Consider the following 17,977-nt stretch of genomic DNA (forward strand, 5'->3'; position numbering starts at 1 on the left):
CCCTCGTCGTCCGTCCAGTGTGCCTGCTGGTGCAGACCGGCGTCGACCGCGGAACTCATCGGTGGGGTGGCCGCGCCTGCTGCAACGCGGTGTCCACGTCACTGGCGCGGTGCTACGACGGCGGTTTCGCTACGTGGACACCGCGTTACAGCTCCGACCCGGCCGCGCGCACCAGCGCCAGCGCCCGCTCGGCGGCCGGCACGGCGAGGGCGCGGTCGGCGGGGACCAGGCCGACACGGGTACGCCGGTCGAGGAGGTCGTCGACGTCGTGGGCCCCCTCGTGCGTGATCGCGAAGACCAGCTCGGCCAGGGTGACCGGCACGGTCGGGGCGACCGGCGCCAGCAGCTCCTCGTCGGTGAGCCCGGTGACCTCGCGGGCGCTGGTGAGCACGAGCTCGGCGTCGGTGCCGTAGCGCCGCACCAGGCGTGCGGGCTGCTCGAGCCCGGCGAGCACGGGCCGCGGGGCGGCCCCGCTGATCGGCAGCCGCCGGGTCCGGCACGGGCCGGCCGCGAGCCCCGACCGCGCCAGCGCGGCGTCGACGGCGTCCTCGGCCATCTGGCGGTACGTCGTGAGCTTGCCGCCCACGATCGTGACGACGCCCGTCCGGCTGGTGAGAACCGCGTGCTTGCGCGACAGGTCGGCGGTCGAGCCGTCGCCGGCGTCGATGAGGGGACGCAGGCCGGCGAAGGCGCCGACGACGTCGTCGCGGTGCAGCTGGCGCGCGAACGCGGCCGAGACCACGTCGAGGAGGAAGCCGATCTCGGGCTCGGACGGCTCGGGCACGTCCGGGACGTCGCCCTCGACCGGCTCGTCGGTGAGCCCGACGTACACCGTCCCGTCGGGCTGCGGCAGCACCAGCACGAAGCGGTTGGTCTCGCCCGGCACCGGGGCGAAGACCGAGACCTGCAGGCCGGGCAGGCTGTCGGCGCGCAGCACCAGGTGGGTGCCGCGGCTCGGGCGCAGCGTGACCTCCTCGACCAGGTCGCCCGCCCAGACCCCGGCGGCGTTGACGACGGACCCGGCGCGCACGTGCGTGACGGCGCCGGTCAGCTCGTCGCGCAGCTCGACCCCGGTGCCGGTCGCGGAGAGGACGCGGGCACGGGTGCGGACGTGGGCGCCGTACGACGCCGCCGTGCGCGCGATCGTCGTGACCAGGCGGGCGTCGTCCTCGAGCTGGCCGTCCCACGAGAGCAGCCCGCCGCGGAGGCCGGCGGAGCGCAGCGGCGGTGCCAGCTGGAGCGCCTCGGTGGCGGAGAGCCGGCGCGGCTTCGGGAGCGTCTCGGCGTCGGTGCGGGCACCGCGACGGAGCACGTCGCCGGCCAGCAGCCCGGCGCGGGTGACGCCGGCCTGGAGGCGGGTGACGCTGGAGTTGAGCGGGACGAGCATCGGCATCGCGTGGCTGAGGTGCGGTGCGGTCGTCTCCATCAGGATGCCGCGCTCGACGGCGCTCTCGTGCGCGACGCCGACCTGGCCCTTGGCGAGGTAGCGCAGCCCGCCGTGCACCATCTTCGAGCTCCAGCGCGAGGTGCCGAAGGCGAGGTCGTGGGCGTCCACGGCGAGCACGCTCAGGCCGCGGGTCACGGCGTCCAGGGCGACCCCGACGCCGGTGATCCCGAGCCCGATGACGACCAGGTCGACCTGGTCGGGCGCGCCGGCGAGGCCGGGCGTGATGCGGGTGGGCGTGGGTGCGGTGCTCACGGGGCCAGCGCCCGGGTCAGCAGCGTGGTCAGCTCGGCGTCCAGCTCGTCCTCGGTCACGTCGTCGTCGACCATCGTGTGCGCGGACAGCACGAACCCGTGGGCGGCCAGCAGCAGCCCGCGGGCGATGGCGACCGGATTGCCGGCGCGGATCGTGCCCTCGGCCTGGCCGGCGCGGACCTGCTCGGTGGTCAGCGCCAGGATCGCGTCCTGCGAGCGCCCGCGCCGGGACAGCAGGTAGGGCAGCAGCAGCTCGGGGTCGAGCTCGACGATCCGCACGAACAGCTCGTTCTCCCGCAGCGAGCGCACCGTGCCGACGACGTCGGCGACCAGCCGGTCGACGGTCGGGGCGTCGGGGTCCTCGCCCGCGACGGTGGCCGCCACGACGCCGGCCCACTCGCGGGTCATCAGGTCGCCGAGCAGCTTCGGCATGTCGGCCCAGGTGCGGTAGATCGTCATCCGCGAGACCCCGGCCCGGCGGGCGACCTCGGTGAGCGTCGTCCGTCGCCAGCCGACGTCGAGGATGCAGGCGCGGGCGGCGTCGAGGTAGCCGTCGCGGGGGCTGTCGGGCTGGGTGCCGGGCTGGGTGTCGGTCTGGTCCGGCTTCTCGGGACCGTTGTGACGAAGTGACGTCATGTGTCACACTGTAACACATGGACGCTCACCAAGACCCGCCCCGCACGGCCGTCGAGATGAACCCCACCGGCTGGGGTGACGCCGCCGCCGCGACCGCCCTCCCCGACGCCGCGCGCGGCCTGATCGAGATGGTGTTCGGGCTCGACGACCGCCCGGCCACCACCTCCGTCGAGCTGCCCGCCCCGGGTCTGGCCCCGGAGCTGCTGGACGGCCTGCGCGACCTGCTCGGGGCCGAGCACGTGCGCACCGACGACGAGACGCGGCGGCTGCGGACCCGCGGCAAGTCGACGCCCGACCTGCTCAAGGCCCGCGCCGGCGACCTCTCCGACGCACCCGACGCGGTGGTGCGGCCCGGCACCCACGACGACGTCACGGCGCTGCTGGCGTACGCCGTCGAGCACCACCTCGCGGTCGTCCCGTTCGGCGGCGGCACCTCGGTGACGGGTGGGCTCGCCGCACGGCGGGAGGGGTACGCCGGCCTGCTCAGCCTCGACCTGATCCGGATGAAGCGGCTGCTCGCCGTCGACCACGAGTCGATGACCGCGACCCTCGAGCCCGGCCTGCGCGGCCCGGAGGCCGAGGCGCTGCTGGCGGCGGAGGGGCTGACGCTGGGGCACTACCCGCAGTCGTTCGAGTACGCCTCCATCGGCGGCTTCGCCGCGACCCGCTCCAGCGGCCAGTCCAGCGCCGGCTACGGCCGCTTCGACGCCCTGGTCGTCGGCCTCACCGTCGCCACCCCGCAGGGCGAGCTCACCCTGGGCAGCGCCCCCGCCAACGCCGCCGGCCCCGACCTGCGCCAGCTGGTGCTCGGCTCGGAGGGCGCCTTCGGCGTGATCACCTCGGTGACCGTCCGGGTCCGCCGGCTCCCCGCCGTCAAGGTCTACGAGGGCTGGCGCTGGCCGTCCTTCGACGACGGCGCCGCGGCGATGCGCACGCTGGCCCAGGCCGGCCTGCTCCCGACCGTCATCCGGCTCTCCGACGAGTCCGAGACCGCGATCAACCTGGCCCGCCCCGACGAGATCGGCGGCGAGAGCGCCGGCGGCTGCATGATGATCACCGGCTACGAGGGCGAGCAGGAGGCGGTCGACGCCAAGCGGGCGGCCGTCACCGCCGTGCTCACCGGCCTGGGCGGCGACCCGCTGGGCGAGGAGCCCGGCCGGTCCTGGGCGCACGGCCGCTTCAACGCGCCGTACCTCCGCGACGCGCTGCTCGACGTCGGCGTCCTCGTCGAGACCCTCGAGACCGCGACGTTCTGGTCCAACCGCGACCGCCTCTACGCGGACGTGAAGGCCGCGCTGACCGCCAGCCTGGGCGAGGGCACGATCGTGCTCTGCCACATCTCGCACGTCTACGAGACCGGCTGCTCGCTCTACTTCACCGTGGCCGCCAAGGAGGGCGCCGACCCGCTGGCGCAGTGGCAGGTCGCCAAGGCCGCCGCGAGCGACGCGATGATCGGCGCCGGCGCGACGATCACCCACCACCACGCCGTCGGCACCGACCACAAGCCGTGGTTCGCGCAGGAGATCGGCCCGGTCGGGGTCTCGATCCTGCGCGCGGTCAAGGCCGACCTCGACCCGACCGGCATCCTCAACCCGGGGGTGATGGTGCCGTGAGGGCCTTCACGTTCCTGGTCAACCCGGCCTCCGGCGGCGGGGCCGCCCCCGACGCCGTGGTGCCGGTCGCCCGGCTGCTGCGCGAGGCCGGGGCCACCGTCGACGTCACCTACTCGCCCGGCCCGAAGGCGATGGGCGCGCTGGTCGACGTCGCGATCGCCCGCGGCGACGTGGTCGTCTCGGTCGGCGGCGACGGGATGCTCTCCTCGCTGGCCGGCAGCGTGTCGGTCGCCGGCGGCACCCTCGCGGTGCTGCCCGCGGGCCGAGGCAACGACTTCGCGCGGATGCTCGGGCTGCCCGAGGACCCCGCCGCCCAGGCCCGACTCCTGCTCGAGGGCGCCGTACGCCGGGTGGACCTCATCTCCTGGACGCTGCCCGGCGGCGCCCCGCGGCTGGTCGCCGGCTCGGTCTACTCCGGGGTCGACGCGCGCGCCTCGGAGATCGTCGACGGGGCTCACTGGCTGCCGAAGAAGGCGCAGTACCCCTACGCCGCCCTGCGCTCGCTCGCGACCTACCAGCCGGGTCGCTTCCGCGTCTCCGTCGACGGGGTCGAGCACGAGTACTCCGCCGCGACCGTGGTCGTCGCCAACTCGGCGTACTACGGCAAGGGGATGAAGATCGCCCCCGCCGCCGTGCTCGACGACGGCCTGCTCGACATCGTCGTGATCGAGGCCGCCTCCAAGCTGGAGCTGATGCGCTCGCTGCCGACGGTGTACGACGGCGCGCACGTCACCCGGCCCGAGGTGACCGTGCTGACGGGTCGGCGCGTCGAGCTCCGCGGCCGCGGCCGGACCCCGATCCCGGTCGGCGGGGACGGCGAGCCGCTCGGTGCGCTGCCCGGTCTGGACGGCCCGCCCGCCGTCGCCGAGGTGCGACCGGGGGCGCTCGCGGTCATCGCCTGAGCCCGCTCAGGCCTCGAGCTCCCAGACCAGCAGCTCGGTGGGGACGGCGGCCGTCACGACGAGACCGGGCCGGTCGGTGATCCGGTAGCCGTCGCCCTCGTGGAGCGGCTCCGCCAGCGACGAGCGCTGCAGCGCCCCGCGCGCGACATAGACGTGCACGAGCCCCTGCTCGGGCAGCAGCAGCGTCGCTCCGGCGGGGAGCCGGGCGACCGAGAACGTCGCGCCCGGCGTCGCCAGCCGGACCGCGCCGGCGCCCTCGCGGGACGACGCGACCGGCACCAGCTCACCGTCCGGCAGGGTCACCGGCGCGACGTCGTACGACGGCACGGCGGCCGGCTCGGCGCCCGCGAGCCAGACCTGGACGAACCGCACGGGACCGGCGGAGGGGTCGGCGCGCTCGGCGTGCACGACGCCGGAGCCGGTGCCCAGCACCTGCACCTCGCCCCGGCCGACCCGGCCCTCGTGGACCTCGCCGCCCGACGCCGGGTCGGTGTGGGTGTGCAGGAGGGCGCCGGTGAGCACCCAGGTGACGATCTCCAGGTCGCTGTGCGGGTGGTCCTCGAAGCCCTGGTCGCTGCCCAGCAGGTGGTCGTCGTGGCAGACGATCGGGCCGAAGCGCAGGTTGTCCGGGTCGTAGTGGTCACCGAACGAGAACGAGTGCCGGGTGGACCGGCCGCGCTCGCGGGTGACGAAGGAAGGGGAAGCCCGACGGATCTCGACAGTCACGGGCATCATTGTGCCCGTGCTTCCACAGCTCCCTCCCGGCTTCCGCTTCGGCACCAGCACCGCGTCGTACCAGATCGAGGGCGCCGCGACCGAGGACGGCAAGGGCCCCAGCATCTGGGACACCTTCACCTCCCAGCCCGGCCGCATCGTCGACGGCTCGAGCGGGGAGGTCGCCTGCGACCACTTCCACCGCTATCCCGAGGACATCGCGCTGATGAAGCGGCTCGGCGCGGGCGGCTACCGCTTCTCGCTGTCGTGGCCGCGGATCCAGCCGACCGGGGCCGGGGCGCCGAACGAGAAGGGGCTGGAGTTCTACGACCGGCTCCTCGACGGGCTGCTCGAGGCCGGCGTGCAGCCGATGGTCACGCTCTACCACTGGGACCTCCCACAGGCGCTCGAAGACGACGGCGGCTGGCTCAACCGGGCCACGATCGACCGGTTCGCGGACTTCGCCGCGATCGTGGGGGAGCGGTTCGCCGACCGCGTGGAGCACTGGATCCCGGTCAACGAGCCGAACGTCGTCACGATGCTCGGCTACTCCACGGGCATGCACGCACCGGGCCGCACCCTGATGTTCGACGCGCTCCCGGTCGCCCACCACCTGCTGCTCGCCCACGGCCGCGCCGCGATCGCCCTGCGCGCCGCCGGCGCGACGAGCGTCGGCTGCGCCAACAACCACGCCCCGATCTGGCCGGCCAGCGACGACGCCGCCGACGTCGGTGCCTCGAAGCTCTTCGACGCGCTGTGGAACGGCATGTACGTCGAGCCGATGCTGCTCGGCCGCTACCCCGCCGACCTCGCGCCGCTGCTCGAGGACGTGGTCCGCGACGGCGACCTCGCGACGATCCGCCAGCCGCTCGACTTCTACGGCGTCAACTACTACAACCCGATGAAGATCGCGGCCGCCGGCGAGGAGTCGGAGATGCCGTTCGAGTTCCGCGAGCTGGTCGGCTACCCCACGACCGACTTCGGCTGGCCGGTCGTCCCCGACGGCCTGCGCGAGTGGCTGATCACCCTGCGCGCCCGCTTCCGCGCCGCGCTGCCGCCGCTGATGATCACCGAGTCCGGCTGCTCCTACGCCATGGGCCCGGACGCCGACGGGGTGGTCGACGACCAGCCGCGCATCGACTACCACGAGGCGCACCTGCGCGCGATCGCCACGGCGATCCAGCGCGGCGTCGACGTCCGCGGCTACTACGCTTGGTCGCTGCTCGACAACTTCGAGTGGGCCGAGGGCTACACCCAGCGCTTCGGCCTCGTGCACGTCGACTACGAGACCCAGGTCCGCACCCCCAAGCGGTCCTTCGAGTGGTTCGCCGCGCTCATCGCCGCCCAGGCGCAGCACCCGGGCTGAGGCGAGCCCGGGGCGGTCCGGCGAGCGCGCGATCGGGCATGTAACGCCCGGTTATGGGTTCCAGGGACCCGTTCGAACGGGTGCCAAGCCCCCATAACCGGGCGTTACATGCGCCATCAGCCCAGCGCCGCCGCCAGCCGGTCGACCATCAGCCCCAGCCGCTCCGGCGAGGTCGCGACGTTCATCCGGACGTGGCCGGTGAGCCCCTGGTGGTAGTCGCCGCCCGGGGAGAGGCGCACCCCGTGGGCGAGCGCCGCCGCGGCCGGGTCGTCGACGGCGTACGCGCGCAGGTCGAGCCAGGCGAGGTACGTCGCCTGCAGCGGCCGCATCCGCGCGGCCGGGAACCGGTCGGCCAGGAGCCGCGTCAGCAGCCGGCGCTGGTCGTCGAGCCGCGCGACGAGGGCGGCGTTCCACGCGTCGCAGTCGGTCCAGGCGACCCGCGCGGCGAGCATCCCGAGCGGTGAGTAGGCGTGGTTCTGCGGCAGCGGCACTCCGCGCAGCCGCGCCTGGTCCGCGGGGTCGAGGGCGGTCACGTGCGCCGTGTGCAGGCCGGCGGTGTTGAAGGTCTTGGAGGGGCTGGTGACGAGGATGCCGCGCGGGTCGACCGAGAGGTACGGCGTGAACGTCGCGCCCGGGAGCACCAGCGGGCCGTGGATCTCGTCGGCGACCACGCGGGCGTCGTACCGCTCGGCGAGCGCCGCCAGGTCCGCCAGCTCGGTGCGGCTCGCGACCCGGCCCAGCGGGTTGTGCGGGTTGCAGAGCAGCAGCGTGCGGGCGCCTGCGCGGAAGGCGTCCTCGACGGCGCCCAGGTCGAGCGCGGCGTCCTCGGCGTCCGGGTCGACCTCGACGGTGACGAGCTCACGGCCGGTCAGCGCCACGATGTCGCGGAACGGCGGGTAGCACGGCAGCGGCACCACGACCGGCCCCGGCGGGCAGAGCGTCTCGATCGCGAGCCGGATGCCGCCGATGACGTCGCCGACGACCGCCGTGGCGTCCTCCGGCGGCTGCCAGGACCAGTGCCGCCCGGCGTACGCCGCGAAGGCCGCGCCGATCCCGCCGTCGCCGAACGGCGGGTAGCCGGTCGTCCCGCGCGCCACCGCCGCGGTCAGCGCGTCGACGAGCGGCGGCGCCAGCGCGTAGTCCATCTCCGCCACCCAGCCGGGCACCACCCCGGGCTCGACGGTGCCCCACTTCAGCGGCAGGGCGGCTCGGGCTTCGTCGTCGGTCAGGTCCACGATCACGTGGCCGAACCTAGCGGGCCGCCTCAGAGACCCGCCGCCACCCGCGTCCCCTGCTCGATGGCGCGCTTGGCGTCGAGCTCGGCGGCGACGTCGGCGCCGCCGATCAGGTGCACGCCCAGCTCGTGGCCCGGGGCCGGCTCGGCGTGGGCGACGAGGTCGTCGTACACGCACCGCACCGACTCCTGCCCGGCGCACAGCACCACGTGGTCGACGTCGAGGACGTGGTCGACCCCGTCGAGCGTGTAGTGCAGGCCGGCGTCGTCGACGCGGGTGTACGTCGCGCCGCTGACCTGGGTGATGCCGGACTGCTTGAGCACCGCGCGGTGCGCCCAGCCCGACGTCTTGCCGAGCCCGATGCCGATCGGGGTGGTCTTGCGCTGGAGGAGCGTCACCTCGCGGACCGGCGTGCGCGGCTTGCGCTCGGTCAGGCCGCCCGGGTGCAGGGACGGGTCGCCGACGCCCCAGTGCGCCATCCAGTCGTCGAGCGTGTCGGCCGGGTCGTGGGTCAGGAAGTGGCTGACGTCCACGCCGATCCCGCCGGCGCCGATCACCGCCACCCGCTTGCCGGGCACGACCGCGCCGCTGAGCACGTCGGCGTACGACACGACCTTGTCGTGGTCGATCCCCTCGAGGTCCGGGACCCGGCCGACGACGCCGGTCGCCACGACCACCTCGTCGTACGCCGTCAGGTCGGGGGCCGTGGCCACCGTCCCGAGCCGGACCTCGACGCCGAGCACCTCGAGGCGGCGCGTGTAGTAGCGCAGCGTCTCGCGGAAGTCCTCCTTGCCGGGCACCTGCATCGCGAGGCGGAACTGGCCGCCGAGGCTGTCGGACTTCTCGAAGAGCGTGACCGCCAAGCCGCGCTCGGCCGCGGAGACGGCGGCGGACAGCCCGGCCGGGCCGGCGCCGACGACCGCGACCGTGCCCGCGCGCTTCGTCGGACCGAGCACGAGCGTGGTCTCGCGGCAGGCGCGGGGGTTGACCAGGCAGGACGCCTTCTTGTTCTCGAACACGTGGTCCAGGCAGGCCTGGTTGCAGGCGATGCAGGTGTTGATCTCGTCGGCGCGGCCGGCCGCCGCCTTGGCGACGAAGTCGGGGTCGGCGAGCAGCGGGCGCGCCATCGAGACCAGGTCGGCCTCGCCGGCGGCCAGGATCGACTCGGCCAGCTCGGGGGTGTTGATCCGGTTCGAGGCGCACACCGGGACGGACACCTCGGCCTTGAGGCGGGCGGTCGCGGAGCGCCACGCGCCGGGCGGGACCTGGGTGATGATCGTGGGCACCCGGGCCTCGTGCCAGCCGATGCCGGTGTTGAGGACGGTCACGCCGGCCTCCTCGAGCAGGTGCGCCAGCGTGACGACCTCCTCCCACGTCTGGCCGCCCTCGACCAGGTCGAGCAGCGAGATCCGGTAGACGATCGGGAAGTCCGCGCCGACCAGGTCGCGGGCGCGGCGGACGACCTCGAGGGGGAAGCGCATCCGCTTCTCCGCGGTGCCGCCCCACGCGTCGGTGCGGTCGTTGGTGCGTACGGCGAGGAACTGGTTGATGAGGTACCCCTCCGAGCCCATCACCTCGACGGCGTCGTACTCCGCCTTCACGGCCAGCGCGACGGTCTGCGCGAAGTCGGTCGCGGTGCGGTCCACGGCCTTCGTGGACAGGGCGCTCGGGCGGAACGGCGTGATCGGCGACTTCCTGCTCGACGCGCTGACGCTCAGCGGGTGGTAGCCGTAGCGGCCCGCGTGCAGCACCTGCAGCGCGATCGCGCCGCCCTCGGCGTGCACCGCCCCGGTGACCTCGCGGTGCCGCATCGCCTGCAGCCGCGTGGTCAGCTCGGAGGCGAGCGGCTTGAGCCAGCCGCGCTTGTTGGGGGCGTAGCCGCCCGTGACGATGAGGCCGACGCCGCCGCGGGCGCGCTCGGCGAAGTACGCCGCCAGGGCCGGCAGGTCGCGCGCGCTGTCCTCGAGGCCGGTGTGCATCGAGCCCATCACCACGCGGTTGCGCAGCCGGAGCCCCGACGGGCCGCCCAGGGTGATCGGGCTCAGCAGGTGGGGGTAGTCGCTCATCGTTCCGCCTTCTCGTGGGCATGGAGGTACTCGCCGAGCCACTCGACCCAGAACCGCTCCGTGCGGATGCCCCCGCGCAGGACGAGGTACTGGTCGAGGGCGTGCCCGGTGAGGGTCTCGGGGGTGGGGTGCTCGCGCTTCGCGAGCCGTTCGTAGTGGTCGAGGCGCACCTGGTGGTCGACCAGGGTGGCGCGGACGACGTCGAGGACGGCCGCGCGGTCGCCGTACGACGCCCCGCGCATCTTGACCGCGAGCTCGCTGCGCAGCGGCTCCGTCGGGGTGGGGGCCGCCAGCCAGTCGGCGAGGACGCCCTCGCCGGCGGCGGAGACGGCGTACACCTTCTTGTCGGGCTTGCCGCTCTGCGCGACCGCGGTGGCGGTGACCCAGCCGTCGGCGTCCATCCGGCCGAGCACCTTGTAGATCTGCTGGTGCGTGGCGTGCCAGAAGTAGCCGATGGAGCGCTCGAAGCGCCTCGCCAGCTCGAGCCCGGAGGCCGGCTGCTCGCGCAGCGCGACGAGGAGGGCGTGCTCGAGGGCCATGCCGTTAATGGTGGCGCACCTATGCAACGAGTTGCAAGAGTGCGTGGCCCGGGTCACTCATGGGCTCTTGATCGATACCCCTAGGGGGTATAGCGTGAGCGCATGGACTCGACGTGGAGGATGGCCGCGACCGCGACGCTGCACTGCCTGACCGGCTGTGCGATCGGCGAGGTGCTGGGCATGGTGCTGGCGACCTGGTGGGGCTGGAGCAACGGCGCGAGCATCGTGCTCTCGGTGGCCCTGGCGTTCTTCTTCGGCTACCTGCTGACCTTCCGTGGCGTGCGCACCGCCGGTCTGGACGTCCGGGCCGCGGTGCGCACCGCGCTCGCCGCCGACACCGTCTCGATCCTCACGATGGAGGTCGTCGACAACGGCACCCTGCTGGTCTGGCCGAGCGCGATGGCGGCCACGCTGGCCGACGTCCTGTTCTGGGCCAGCCTGGTCGTGAGCCTCGCCGTCGCGTTCGTGCTGACCGTCCCGGTGAACCGCTGGATGATCGGGCGAGGCCGAGGTCACGCCGTCGTCCACGAGATGCACCACCACGAAGCCCACTGAAACCGTACGATTTGCCCATGCGCCTGCGTGGATCCGTTGCCGTCCTGCCCCTCGTCCTGCCGATCCTGGCCTTCTCGGCCTGTGCGCCGGTGGACGACGCCCCCTCCTCGACGGCGAACACCTCGTCCGGCAGCGGCTCGGCCGCGCCCGACGACTGCGCGGTCGACAGCCTCCCGCTGCGCACGGCCGGGACGCTGACCGTGGGCACCGACTCCCCGGCGTACGACCCGTGGTTCCGCAAGAACGACCCCACCAACGGCCAGGGCTACGAGTCGGCGGTGGCCTACGCCGTTGCCGAGCAGCTCGGTTTCTCGCGGGACCAGGTCACCTGGGTCAAGGTGCCGTTCAACTCGTCGTACAAGCCCGGTGCCAAGGACTTCGACTTCGACATCAACCAGATCTCGATCACCCCCGCGCGGGCGCAGGTCGTCGACTTCTCCGACGGCTACTACTCCGCGTCGCAGGCGGTCGTCGCCCTGAAGGGCTCCGCCGGCGCGGAGGCGACCAGCCTGGCCGACCTCAAGGGCCTGCGCCTCGGCGCGCAGACCGGCACCACCTCGCTGACCGCGATCCGCGACGACATCCAGCCCGACACCGACCCGGTCGTCTTCGAGGACACCAACGCCGCCAAGCAGGCGCTGCAGAACGACCAGGTCGACGCGATCCTGGCCGACCTGCCGACCGCGCTCTACATCAGCGCCGTCGAGATCCCCGACAGCACGCTGGTCGGGCAGTTCCAGGTGTCGTCGGGTGACGCCGAGGAGTTCGGCATGCTCTTCGAGAAGGGCAGCGGGCTGGTCTCCTGCGTCAACCAGGCGCTCGCGACGCTGCAGGACGACGGCACCCTCGACCAGCTCCAGCAGAAGTGGCTCTACGACGCCGCGGACGTCCCCGAGCTCCAGTGAGCGGGCCCTCGGCCCCGCCGTCCGCCGGTGCCGCCTGGACGCCGTCGCCGCGGGAGGTCGAGCGGCGCGAGCAGCGCCGCCGGCTGAGGCTGCGCTCGATCCTGATCGCCACGATCGCCCTGGTCGTCGTGTTCGTCGGCCTCGGGCTGCTGGTCGTGACGTCGCCCGGCTGGGACCGGGTGAGGGTGTCGTTCTTCAACGGGTTCCACGCGAAGGCATCGTTGCCGGACATCGCGCGGGCGTTCTGGATCAACGTGAAGATGTTCCTGATCGCCGAGCCGCTGATCCTGGTGGCGGGGCTGGCGATCGCGCTCGCGCGCGGCGCCCGCTCCCCGTGGCTCGTGCCGCTGCGGGTCTTCGCCGTTGCCTACACCGACGTCATCCGCGGCGTCCCCACGATCCTGCTCATCCTGCTGCTCGGCTTCGGCATGCCCGGGCTGCGGCTCCAGGGCGTCCCGAACAGCGCGTTCTTCTGGGCGACGACCGCGCTGGTGATCTCCTACAGCGCCTACGTCGCCGAGGTGTTCCGCTCCGGCATCGAGTCGATCCACCCCTCGCAGCTCGCGAGCGCCGAGGCGCTGGGGCTCTCGCGCGGCCAGACGATGCGCTTCGTGGTCGTGCCGCAGGCCGTACGCCGCGTGGTGCCACCGCTGCTGAACGACTTCGTCTCCCTGCAGAAGGACACCGCCCTGGCCTCGACGCTCGGCGTCTTCGAAGCGGTCTTCGTGGCGCGCGACTACACCAACTACAACTTCAACTACACGCCGTACGTCGTGGTCGCGGCGTTCTTCGTGGCGCTGACCATCCCGCTGGCGCGCTTCACCGACTGGCTCGGCCGGCGCTACGCCGAGCGCGAGCGGGCGGGTGCGCGATGAGCGCCCTGCTGGAGGCCGTGGACGTCCGCAAGGCGTACGGCGACAAGGTGGTGCTCCGCGACGTCTCCCTGGCGTTGCAGCCGCACGACGTGGTGTGCCTGATCGGCTCGTCCGGCTCGGGCAAGTCGACGCTGCTGCGCTGCCTGAACCTGCTCGAGGACGTCGACGACGGCGTGATCCGCTTCGAGGGCCGCGAGATCTCCGACCCCCGCGTCGACCGGCGCGCGGTGCACGGGCGGATGGGGATGGTCTTCCAGGCGTACAACCTCTTCCCGCACCTCTCGGTCCTGGACAACTGCACCCTCGCACCCCGGCGGGTGCACGGCGTCCCGCGCGCCGAGGCCGAGGCCCGGGCCCGTGACCTGCTCGGCCAGTTCGGGCTCGCCGACCAGGCCCTCAAGCACCCCGACCGCCTGTCCGGCGGCCAGCAGCAGCGCGCCGCCCTGGTCCGGGCGCTCTGCACGCAGCCCACCCTGCTGCTGCTCGACGAGATCACCGCCGCCCTCGACCCCGAGCTCGTCGGCGACGTCCTCACCATCGTCCGCGACCTCGCCGAGCAGGGCACCACCATGGTGCTCGCCACCCACGAGATGGCCTTCGCCCGCGAGGTCGCCACCACCGTCTGCTTCCTCCACGAGGGCCGGATCCTCGAGCAGGGCCCGCCCTCCCAGATCTTCACCGAGCCGCGCGAGGAGCGGACGCGGCAGTTCCTGCGGCGCGTGCTCTGACCTCGCCGGCGGGCGGGCGGGCCCAGCGGTGAGCCTGCCACCTAAAGGGTCACCACGACGGTGGCTGGGGCACCGCTGACGTCGGTGCCTCGCGCGGAGCGGTGAGCCTGCCACGGAGTCGGCGTCCCGGAGGGTGGCCAGCTCACCGCCGGGCGACTGGCGCTTCGACATCCGTCGGGTGACGTCGAGGTCCGAGCGCCGTGCTGACCCGCGCGAAGAGCAGCTCCCACTGGCTGCCGAACGAAGGGGGAGGCCCGTCGTAGCCGGCGTCCACCAGCGCGCGGAACACCTCTCCGACAAGAGTCTTGCGGTGGTCCAGCTTCTCGCGGGTGACCTGGACGTAGGGGATGTCGGCGCTGCGCAGGAGGGCGTAGCGACCGAGGTCCTGGAGGTACTGGGCGCGGTCGTCCTGGTGGTGGGCGCCTTCGTACTCGACCACGACTCCCCACGCTCGGTAGAGCAGGTCGGCGAGGACGACGACATCCTCGCGCACGTCGACCGACACGTTCGCCTCGGCGGGTGGCAGCCCGGCGAAGTCGAGCACGCACCGTGTCTCCGACTCCTTCAGTGACCTGGCGCGGTGGTTGAGATGCTCCAGCAGCCACACGGCCTCCTGCGCGCCGTCCCGCCAGAGCGCTGACAGAGCAAGCTCCTCGAGCTCGTCGAGCGTCATGTGCCCGTGGTGCAGCAGCCAGTCACCGACCTTGATCGCGTCGATGGTCCGCGCGCGAGCGACGTAAGAGACGTACGCAGCGGCTGGCGTGACGCACAGGTCGTCCGAGCTAGGCGGAAGCCGCCGGGTGCGGTGGAGGAAGACGCCAGGAAGGGCGAGATGCAGGTCTCCCTGGACCACGAAGCGCACGGGCGACCGGGGCCCGAAGTCGAGGCCGAGTCGTTGAATGCGGCTGATCCCGGTCAGCCTGGCCGCCGCGGGCAGTGCCAGGGCGGCCGCCTGGATGCGGTCCTCCGGGCTCAGTGGGTGTCCGCGCTCGCACCACACCCGGGGATGGAGCCGGACGAATCGTCGGCCCTCGAGCATGCGCGAGGACACGCCCGAGGCGATGGCCTCGTCGCGGGTGAACGGTCTACCCAGCAGCTCGGTCGGGATGGGGCGCATGACGCCATCGAAGGCGGCCGAGGAGGCCGTCGGCGGCGCGGAATGCCTCTCCTGTGGACGAAGCTGCTCCCGGGCTGTCCTGTGCATGGTTGTCGGCTGCTCTGCAGGCCGACGGGCGATGGCGGGCGGTGGACTGGCCACCGATCCAACCGTGGGAACGGTGGCTGAGACACCGCTGGTGGGCAAGGCTTCAGCTCAGCGGTGACGAGGCCACCGTTTGCCGGCGCGAATCGGTGGCCAGCTCACCGCTCGCTCGCCAGCCAGCGCCTCCGACACCCCCTACAACCCTGACAGTGAACCTGTCACAATCGCGCCATGACGACAGAACTCGGACAGGGCACGGGACCGCTCGCAGGCGTCAGGGTCGTCGAGATCGCGGGGATCGGGCCGGGTCCGCACGCGTGCATGATCCTGGCCGACCTGGGGGCGGACGTGATCCGGATCGAGCGGCCGGGCGGGCAGCTGCTGGCAGGGGGCCCGCACAACCTGCTCAACCGGGGGCGGCCGAGCGTGGCGCTCGACCTCAAGCGGCCCGAGGCGATCGCGACCGTCCTCGAGCTCACGAAGGACGCCGACCTGCTGGTCGAGGGGATGCGGCCCGGCGTCGCGGAGCGGCTCGGGCTCGGCCCGGACGACGTGCACGCGACGAACCCGCGGCTCGTCTACGGCCGGATGACCGGCTGGGGCCAGACCGGGCCGCTGGCGAGCGCCGCGGGGCACGACATGAACTACATCGCGATCACCGGGGCCCTGCACGGCCTGGGCCAGGACAAGGCCCGACCGCACTTCCCGGCCAACCTGGTCGGGGACTTCGGCGGCGGCTCGACGTACCTCGTCATCGGCCTGCTCGCGGCGCTCCTCGAGGCCCGCGTCTCCGGCCGCGGCCAGGTGGTCGACGCGGCGATCGTCGACGGCACCGCCCACCTCAACGCGATGACCGCGGCCTTCCTCGCCGCGGGCACCTTCACCGAGGAGCGCGCGAGCAACCTGCTCGACGGCGGGGTGCCGTTCTACGACGTCTACGAGACCTCCGACGGCCGGCACATGTCGGTCGGTGCGCTGGAGCCGCAGTTCTTCGCGACCTTCGTCCGGCTGCTCGGCATCGAGGACGAGGCGCCCGGCCAGCACGAGCCCGAGCGGTACGACGAGCTCCGCGTCCTCATCGAGACCACCTTCCGGCAGCAGACGCAGCAGCACTGGGTCGAGGTCTTCGAGGGCACCGATGCCTGCGTCGCCGGCATCATCCCGATCAGCGAGGCGGCCGAGCACCCGCACATGGCTGCGCGCGAGGTCTTCGTGGAGCGCGACGGCCTGCTGCAGCCGAGCCCGGCGCCGCGCTTCTCGCGCACCGCGGCGACGCTCACGACGCCGCCGTCGGCCGAGGCCGGCGCCCAGACCCGCGAGGCGCTGACCGCCTGGGGGATCGACGGCGTCGACGAGCTGATCGCCAGCGGCGTCGCCGTCCAGGTGTGATGCATCCCGCTTGCTGAATATCTGTCAATAAGAACGGAACTCGGCTAGCGTTCCCACCATGACCGAACACGTCGACGTCCTCATCGTGGGTGCCGGGCTCTCCGGCATCGGCGCCGCCTGCCGCATCCGCGAGGAGCACCCCGAGCGCAGCGTGGCCGTGCTCGAGGGCCGCGACCGCAGCGGCGGCACCTGGGACCTGTTCCGCTACCCGGGCGTGCGCTCCGACTCCGACATGTACACCCTGGGCTACCAGTGGCGTCCGTGGCGCGGCGACAAGGCGCTGGCCGACGGTCCGTCGATCCTGGCCTACGTCCGCCAGGTCGCGGAGGAGTACGGCGTGGACGCGCTGATCCGCTACGACCACCGCGTCGTGGCCGCCTCCTGGGACACCGGCACCGCGCGCTGGACCGTGGACGTCGAGGTCGGCGGCGAGCGCCGGCAGCTGACCGCGGGCTTCCTGTGGGGCTGCTCCGGCTACTACGACTACGACCAGGGCTACGCCCCGGAGTTCCCGGGGCAGGAGAACTTCGCGGGCCAGGTCGTGCACCCGCAGCACTGGCCCGAGGACCTGGACTACAGCGGCAAGAAGGTCGTCGTCATCGGATCCGGCGCGACCGCGGTGACGCTGGTCCCCGCGATGGCGGACCGGACCGAGCACATCACCATGCTGCAGCGCTCCCCGACGTACGTCCTGTCGATGCCGGGCCGCGACCCCCTCGCGCAGAAGCTGTCGAAGCTGCCCGAGAAGGTCGCCTTCCCGATCGTGCGGTGGAAGAGCATCCTCGTCGCGATGGCGAGCTACGGCCTGAGCCGCAAGCGCCCCGACGTGCTGCGCGGCTTCATCCGCAAGAACACCGAGCGGATGCTCCCCGACCACATCGACGTCGACACGCACTTCAAGCCGACCTACGACCCGTGGGACCAGCGCCTGTGCCTGGTGCCCGACGGCGACCTGTTCCGCGCGTTCCGCAAGGGCACCGCCTCGATCGTCACCGACACCATCGAGACCTTCACCGAGACCGGCATCCGGCTCACCTCGGGCCAGGAGCTCGAGGCGGACATCATCGTCACGGCGACGGGCCTGAACCTCAAGGCGTTCGGCGGCATCGACCTGACCGTCGACGGCGAGCCCGTGAAGGTGTCGCAGACGATGGCCTACAAGGCCCTGATGCTCAGCGGCGTGCCGAACTTCGCCTTCACGATCGGCTACACCAACGCCTCGTGGACGCTCAAGGCCGACCTGGTCGCCGACTACGTCTGCCGGCTGCTGCGCCACCTCGACGAGAACGGGCTGCGGTACGCCGTCCCCGTGGCCGACCCGGGGATGGCCCAGGAGCCGTTCATGGACTTCCAGTCCGGCTACGTCCTGCGCGCCCTCGACACCCTGCCCAAGCAGGGTGACCGGGCGCCGTGGAAGCTCAAGCAGAACTACCTGACCGACCTCCGCACGATCCGCAAGACGGACATCGACGACGGCGTCCTGGAGATGGCCTGACGGTCGCCGGAGGGGGTTTGCCACGCCCCGGATCGGGCACGTGAGCAGGACCTGCGCCGC

At 72.9% G+C, this 17,977-nt stretch carries 16 protein-coding genes; 9 read left to right on the forward strand and 7 right to left on the reverse strand.

Going from position 1 to position 17,977, the window contains the following annotated elements:
- Positions 1 to 145: 145 nt before the first annotated feature.
- Positions 146 to 1,699, reverse strand: a complete 1,554-nt coding sequence (locus H5V45_RS12035; RefSeq protein WP_185253140.1) for an FAD-dependent oxidoreductase — start codon at positions 1,697 to 1,699, stop codon at positions 146 to 148.
- On the reverse strand, positions 1,696 to 2,334 hold the full coding sequence (locus H5V45_RS12040; protein ID WP_185253141.1) for a TetR/AcrR family transcriptional regulator: 639 nt from the start codon (positions 2,332 to 2,334) through the stop codon (positions 1,696 to 1,698). The genes H5V45_RS12035 and H5V45_RS12040 overlap by 4 nt, the downstream gene beginning before the upstream one ends.
- A 17-nt stretch (positions 2,335 to 2,351) precedes the next feature.
- Between H5V45_RS12040 and H5V45_RS12045 the strand changes: the two genes are divergently transcribed.
- Positions 2,352 to 3,947, forward strand: a complete 1,596-nt coding sequence (locus tag H5V45_RS12045; RefSeq protein ID WP_246415898.1) for an FAD-binding oxidoreductase — start codon at positions 2,352 to 2,354, stop codon at positions 3,945 to 3,947.
- Entirely contained in the window at positions 3,944 to 4,849 is a 906-nt protein-coding gene (locus H5V45_RS12050) for a diacylglycerol kinase family protein (RefSeq protein WP_185253142.1), read from the forward strand. Before H5V45_RS12045 ends, H5V45_RS12050 begins: the two co-directional genes overlap by 4 nt.
- A gap of 6 nt (positions 4,850 to 4,855) precedes the next feature.
- Here H5V45_RS12050 and H5V45_RS12055 read toward each other — a convergent pair whose 3' ends face one another.
- Complete coding sequence (locus tag H5V45_RS12055) at positions 4,856 to 5,575, reverse strand: pirin family protein (protein ID WP_185253143.1); 720 nt, start codon at positions 5,573 to 5,575, stop codon at positions 4,856 to 4,858.
- Positions 5,576 to 5,591: 16 nt separating this feature from the next.
- On the opposite strand from H5V45_RS12055, the gene H5V45_RS12060 reads away from it, so the two are divergent.
- Positions 5,592 to 6,929, forward strand: coding sequence for a GH1 family beta-glucosidase (locus tag H5V45_RS12060; protein WP_185253144.1), 1,338 nt, complete (start codon positions 5,592 to 5,594; stop codon positions 6,927 to 6,929).
- Positions 6,930 to 7,045: 116 nt separating this feature from the next.
- Here H5V45_RS12060 and H5V45_RS12065 read toward each other — a convergent pair whose 3' ends face one another.
- From H5V45_RS12065 to H5V45_RS12075, 3 genes are read right to left on the reverse strand one after another with little or no spacing between them, the layout of a single operon-like run.
- Positions 7,046 to 8,170, reverse strand: coding sequence for an aminotransferase class I/II-fold pyridoxal phosphate-dependent enzyme (locus H5V45_RS12065; RefSeq protein ID WP_185253145.1), 1,125 nt, complete (start codon positions 8,168 to 8,170; stop codon positions 7,046 to 7,048).
- Positions 8,171 to 8,193: 23 nt separating this feature from the next.
- Positions 8,194 to 10,230: an NADPH-dependent 2,4-dienoyl-CoA reductase gene (locus H5V45_RS12070; RefSeq protein WP_185253146.1), complete on the reverse strand. Its 2,037-nt coding sequence runs from the start codon at positions 10,228 to 10,230 to the stop codon at positions 8,194 to 8,196.
- Positions 10,227 to 10,769, reverse strand: coding sequence for a PadR family transcriptional regulator (locus H5V45_RS12075; RefSeq protein ID WP_185253147.1), 543 nt, complete (start codon positions 10,767 to 10,769; stop codon positions 10,227 to 10,229). Before H5V45_RS12075 ends, H5V45_RS12070 begins: the two co-directional genes overlap by 4 nt.
- A 102-nt stretch (positions 10,770 to 10,871) precedes the next feature.
- On the opposite strand from H5V45_RS12075, the gene H5V45_RS12080 reads away from it, so the two are divergent.
- From H5V45_RS12080 to H5V45_RS12095, 4 genes are read left to right on the forward strand one after another with little or no spacing between them, the layout of a single operon-like run.
- Complete coding sequence (locus H5V45_RS12080; protein ID WP_185253148.1) at positions 10,872 to 11,324, forward strand: DUF4396 domain-containing protein; 453 nt, start codon at positions 10,872 to 10,874, stop codon at positions 11,322 to 11,324.
- A gap of 17 nt (positions 11,325 to 11,341) precedes the next feature.
- Complete coding sequence (locus tag H5V45_RS12085; protein WP_185253149.1) at positions 11,342 to 12,229, forward strand: ABC transporter substrate-binding protein; 888 nt, start codon at positions 11,342 to 11,344, stop codon at positions 12,227 to 12,229.
- A complete protein-coding gene (locus H5V45_RS12090; protein ID WP_185253150.1) occupies positions 12,226 to 13,104 on the forward strand; it encodes an ABC transporter permease subunit in 879 nt (292 codons plus the stop codon). The genes H5V45_RS12085 and H5V45_RS12090 overlap by 4 nt, the downstream gene beginning before the upstream one ends.
- The gene (locus H5V45_RS12095; RefSeq protein ID WP_185253151.1) at positions 13,101 to 13,832 is read left to right on the forward strand and encodes an amino acid ABC transporter ATP-binding protein; all 732 of its coding nucleotides are present in this window, start codon (positions 13,101 to 13,103) and stop codon (positions 13,830 to 13,832) included. The genes H5V45_RS12090 and H5V45_RS12095 overlap by 4 nt, the downstream gene beginning before the upstream one ends.
- Before the next feature lie 142 nt (positions 13,833 to 13,974).
- Here the strand turns inward: H5V45_RS12095 and H5V45_RS12100 are convergent, their stop codons facing one another.
- On the reverse strand, positions 13,975 to 15,036 hold the full coding sequence (locus tag H5V45_RS12100; RefSeq protein ID WP_185253152.1) for a hypothetical protein: 1,062 nt from the start codon (positions 15,034 to 15,036) through the stop codon (positions 13,975 to 13,977).
- Between the two features lie 228 nt (positions 15,037 to 15,264).
- Here H5V45_RS12100 and H5V45_RS12105 point away from each other — a divergent pair, with 228 nt between their 5' ends.
- Both H5V45_RS12105 and H5V45_RS12110 read left to right on the forward strand, forming a co-directional pair.
- Positions 15,265 to 16,422, forward strand: a complete 1,158-nt coding sequence (locus tag H5V45_RS12105) for a CaiB/BaiF CoA transferase family protein (RefSeq protein WP_185253153.1) — start codon at positions 15,265 to 15,267, stop codon at positions 16,420 to 16,422.
- Between the two features lie 58 nt (positions 16,423 to 16,480).
- A complete protein-coding gene (locus H5V45_RS12110) occupies positions 16,481 to 17,917 on the forward strand; it encodes a flavin-containing monooxygenase (protein WP_185253154.1) in 1,437 nt (478 codons plus the stop codon).
- The last annotated feature ends 60 nt before the right edge of the window (positions 17,918 to 17,977 follow it).

Origin of the sequence: Nocardioides luti, from assembly GCF_014212315.1 — a bacterium.
Classification (GTDB): domain Bacteria; phylum Actinomycetota; class Actinomycetes; order Propionibacteriales; family Nocardioidaceae; genus Nocardioides; species Nocardioides luti.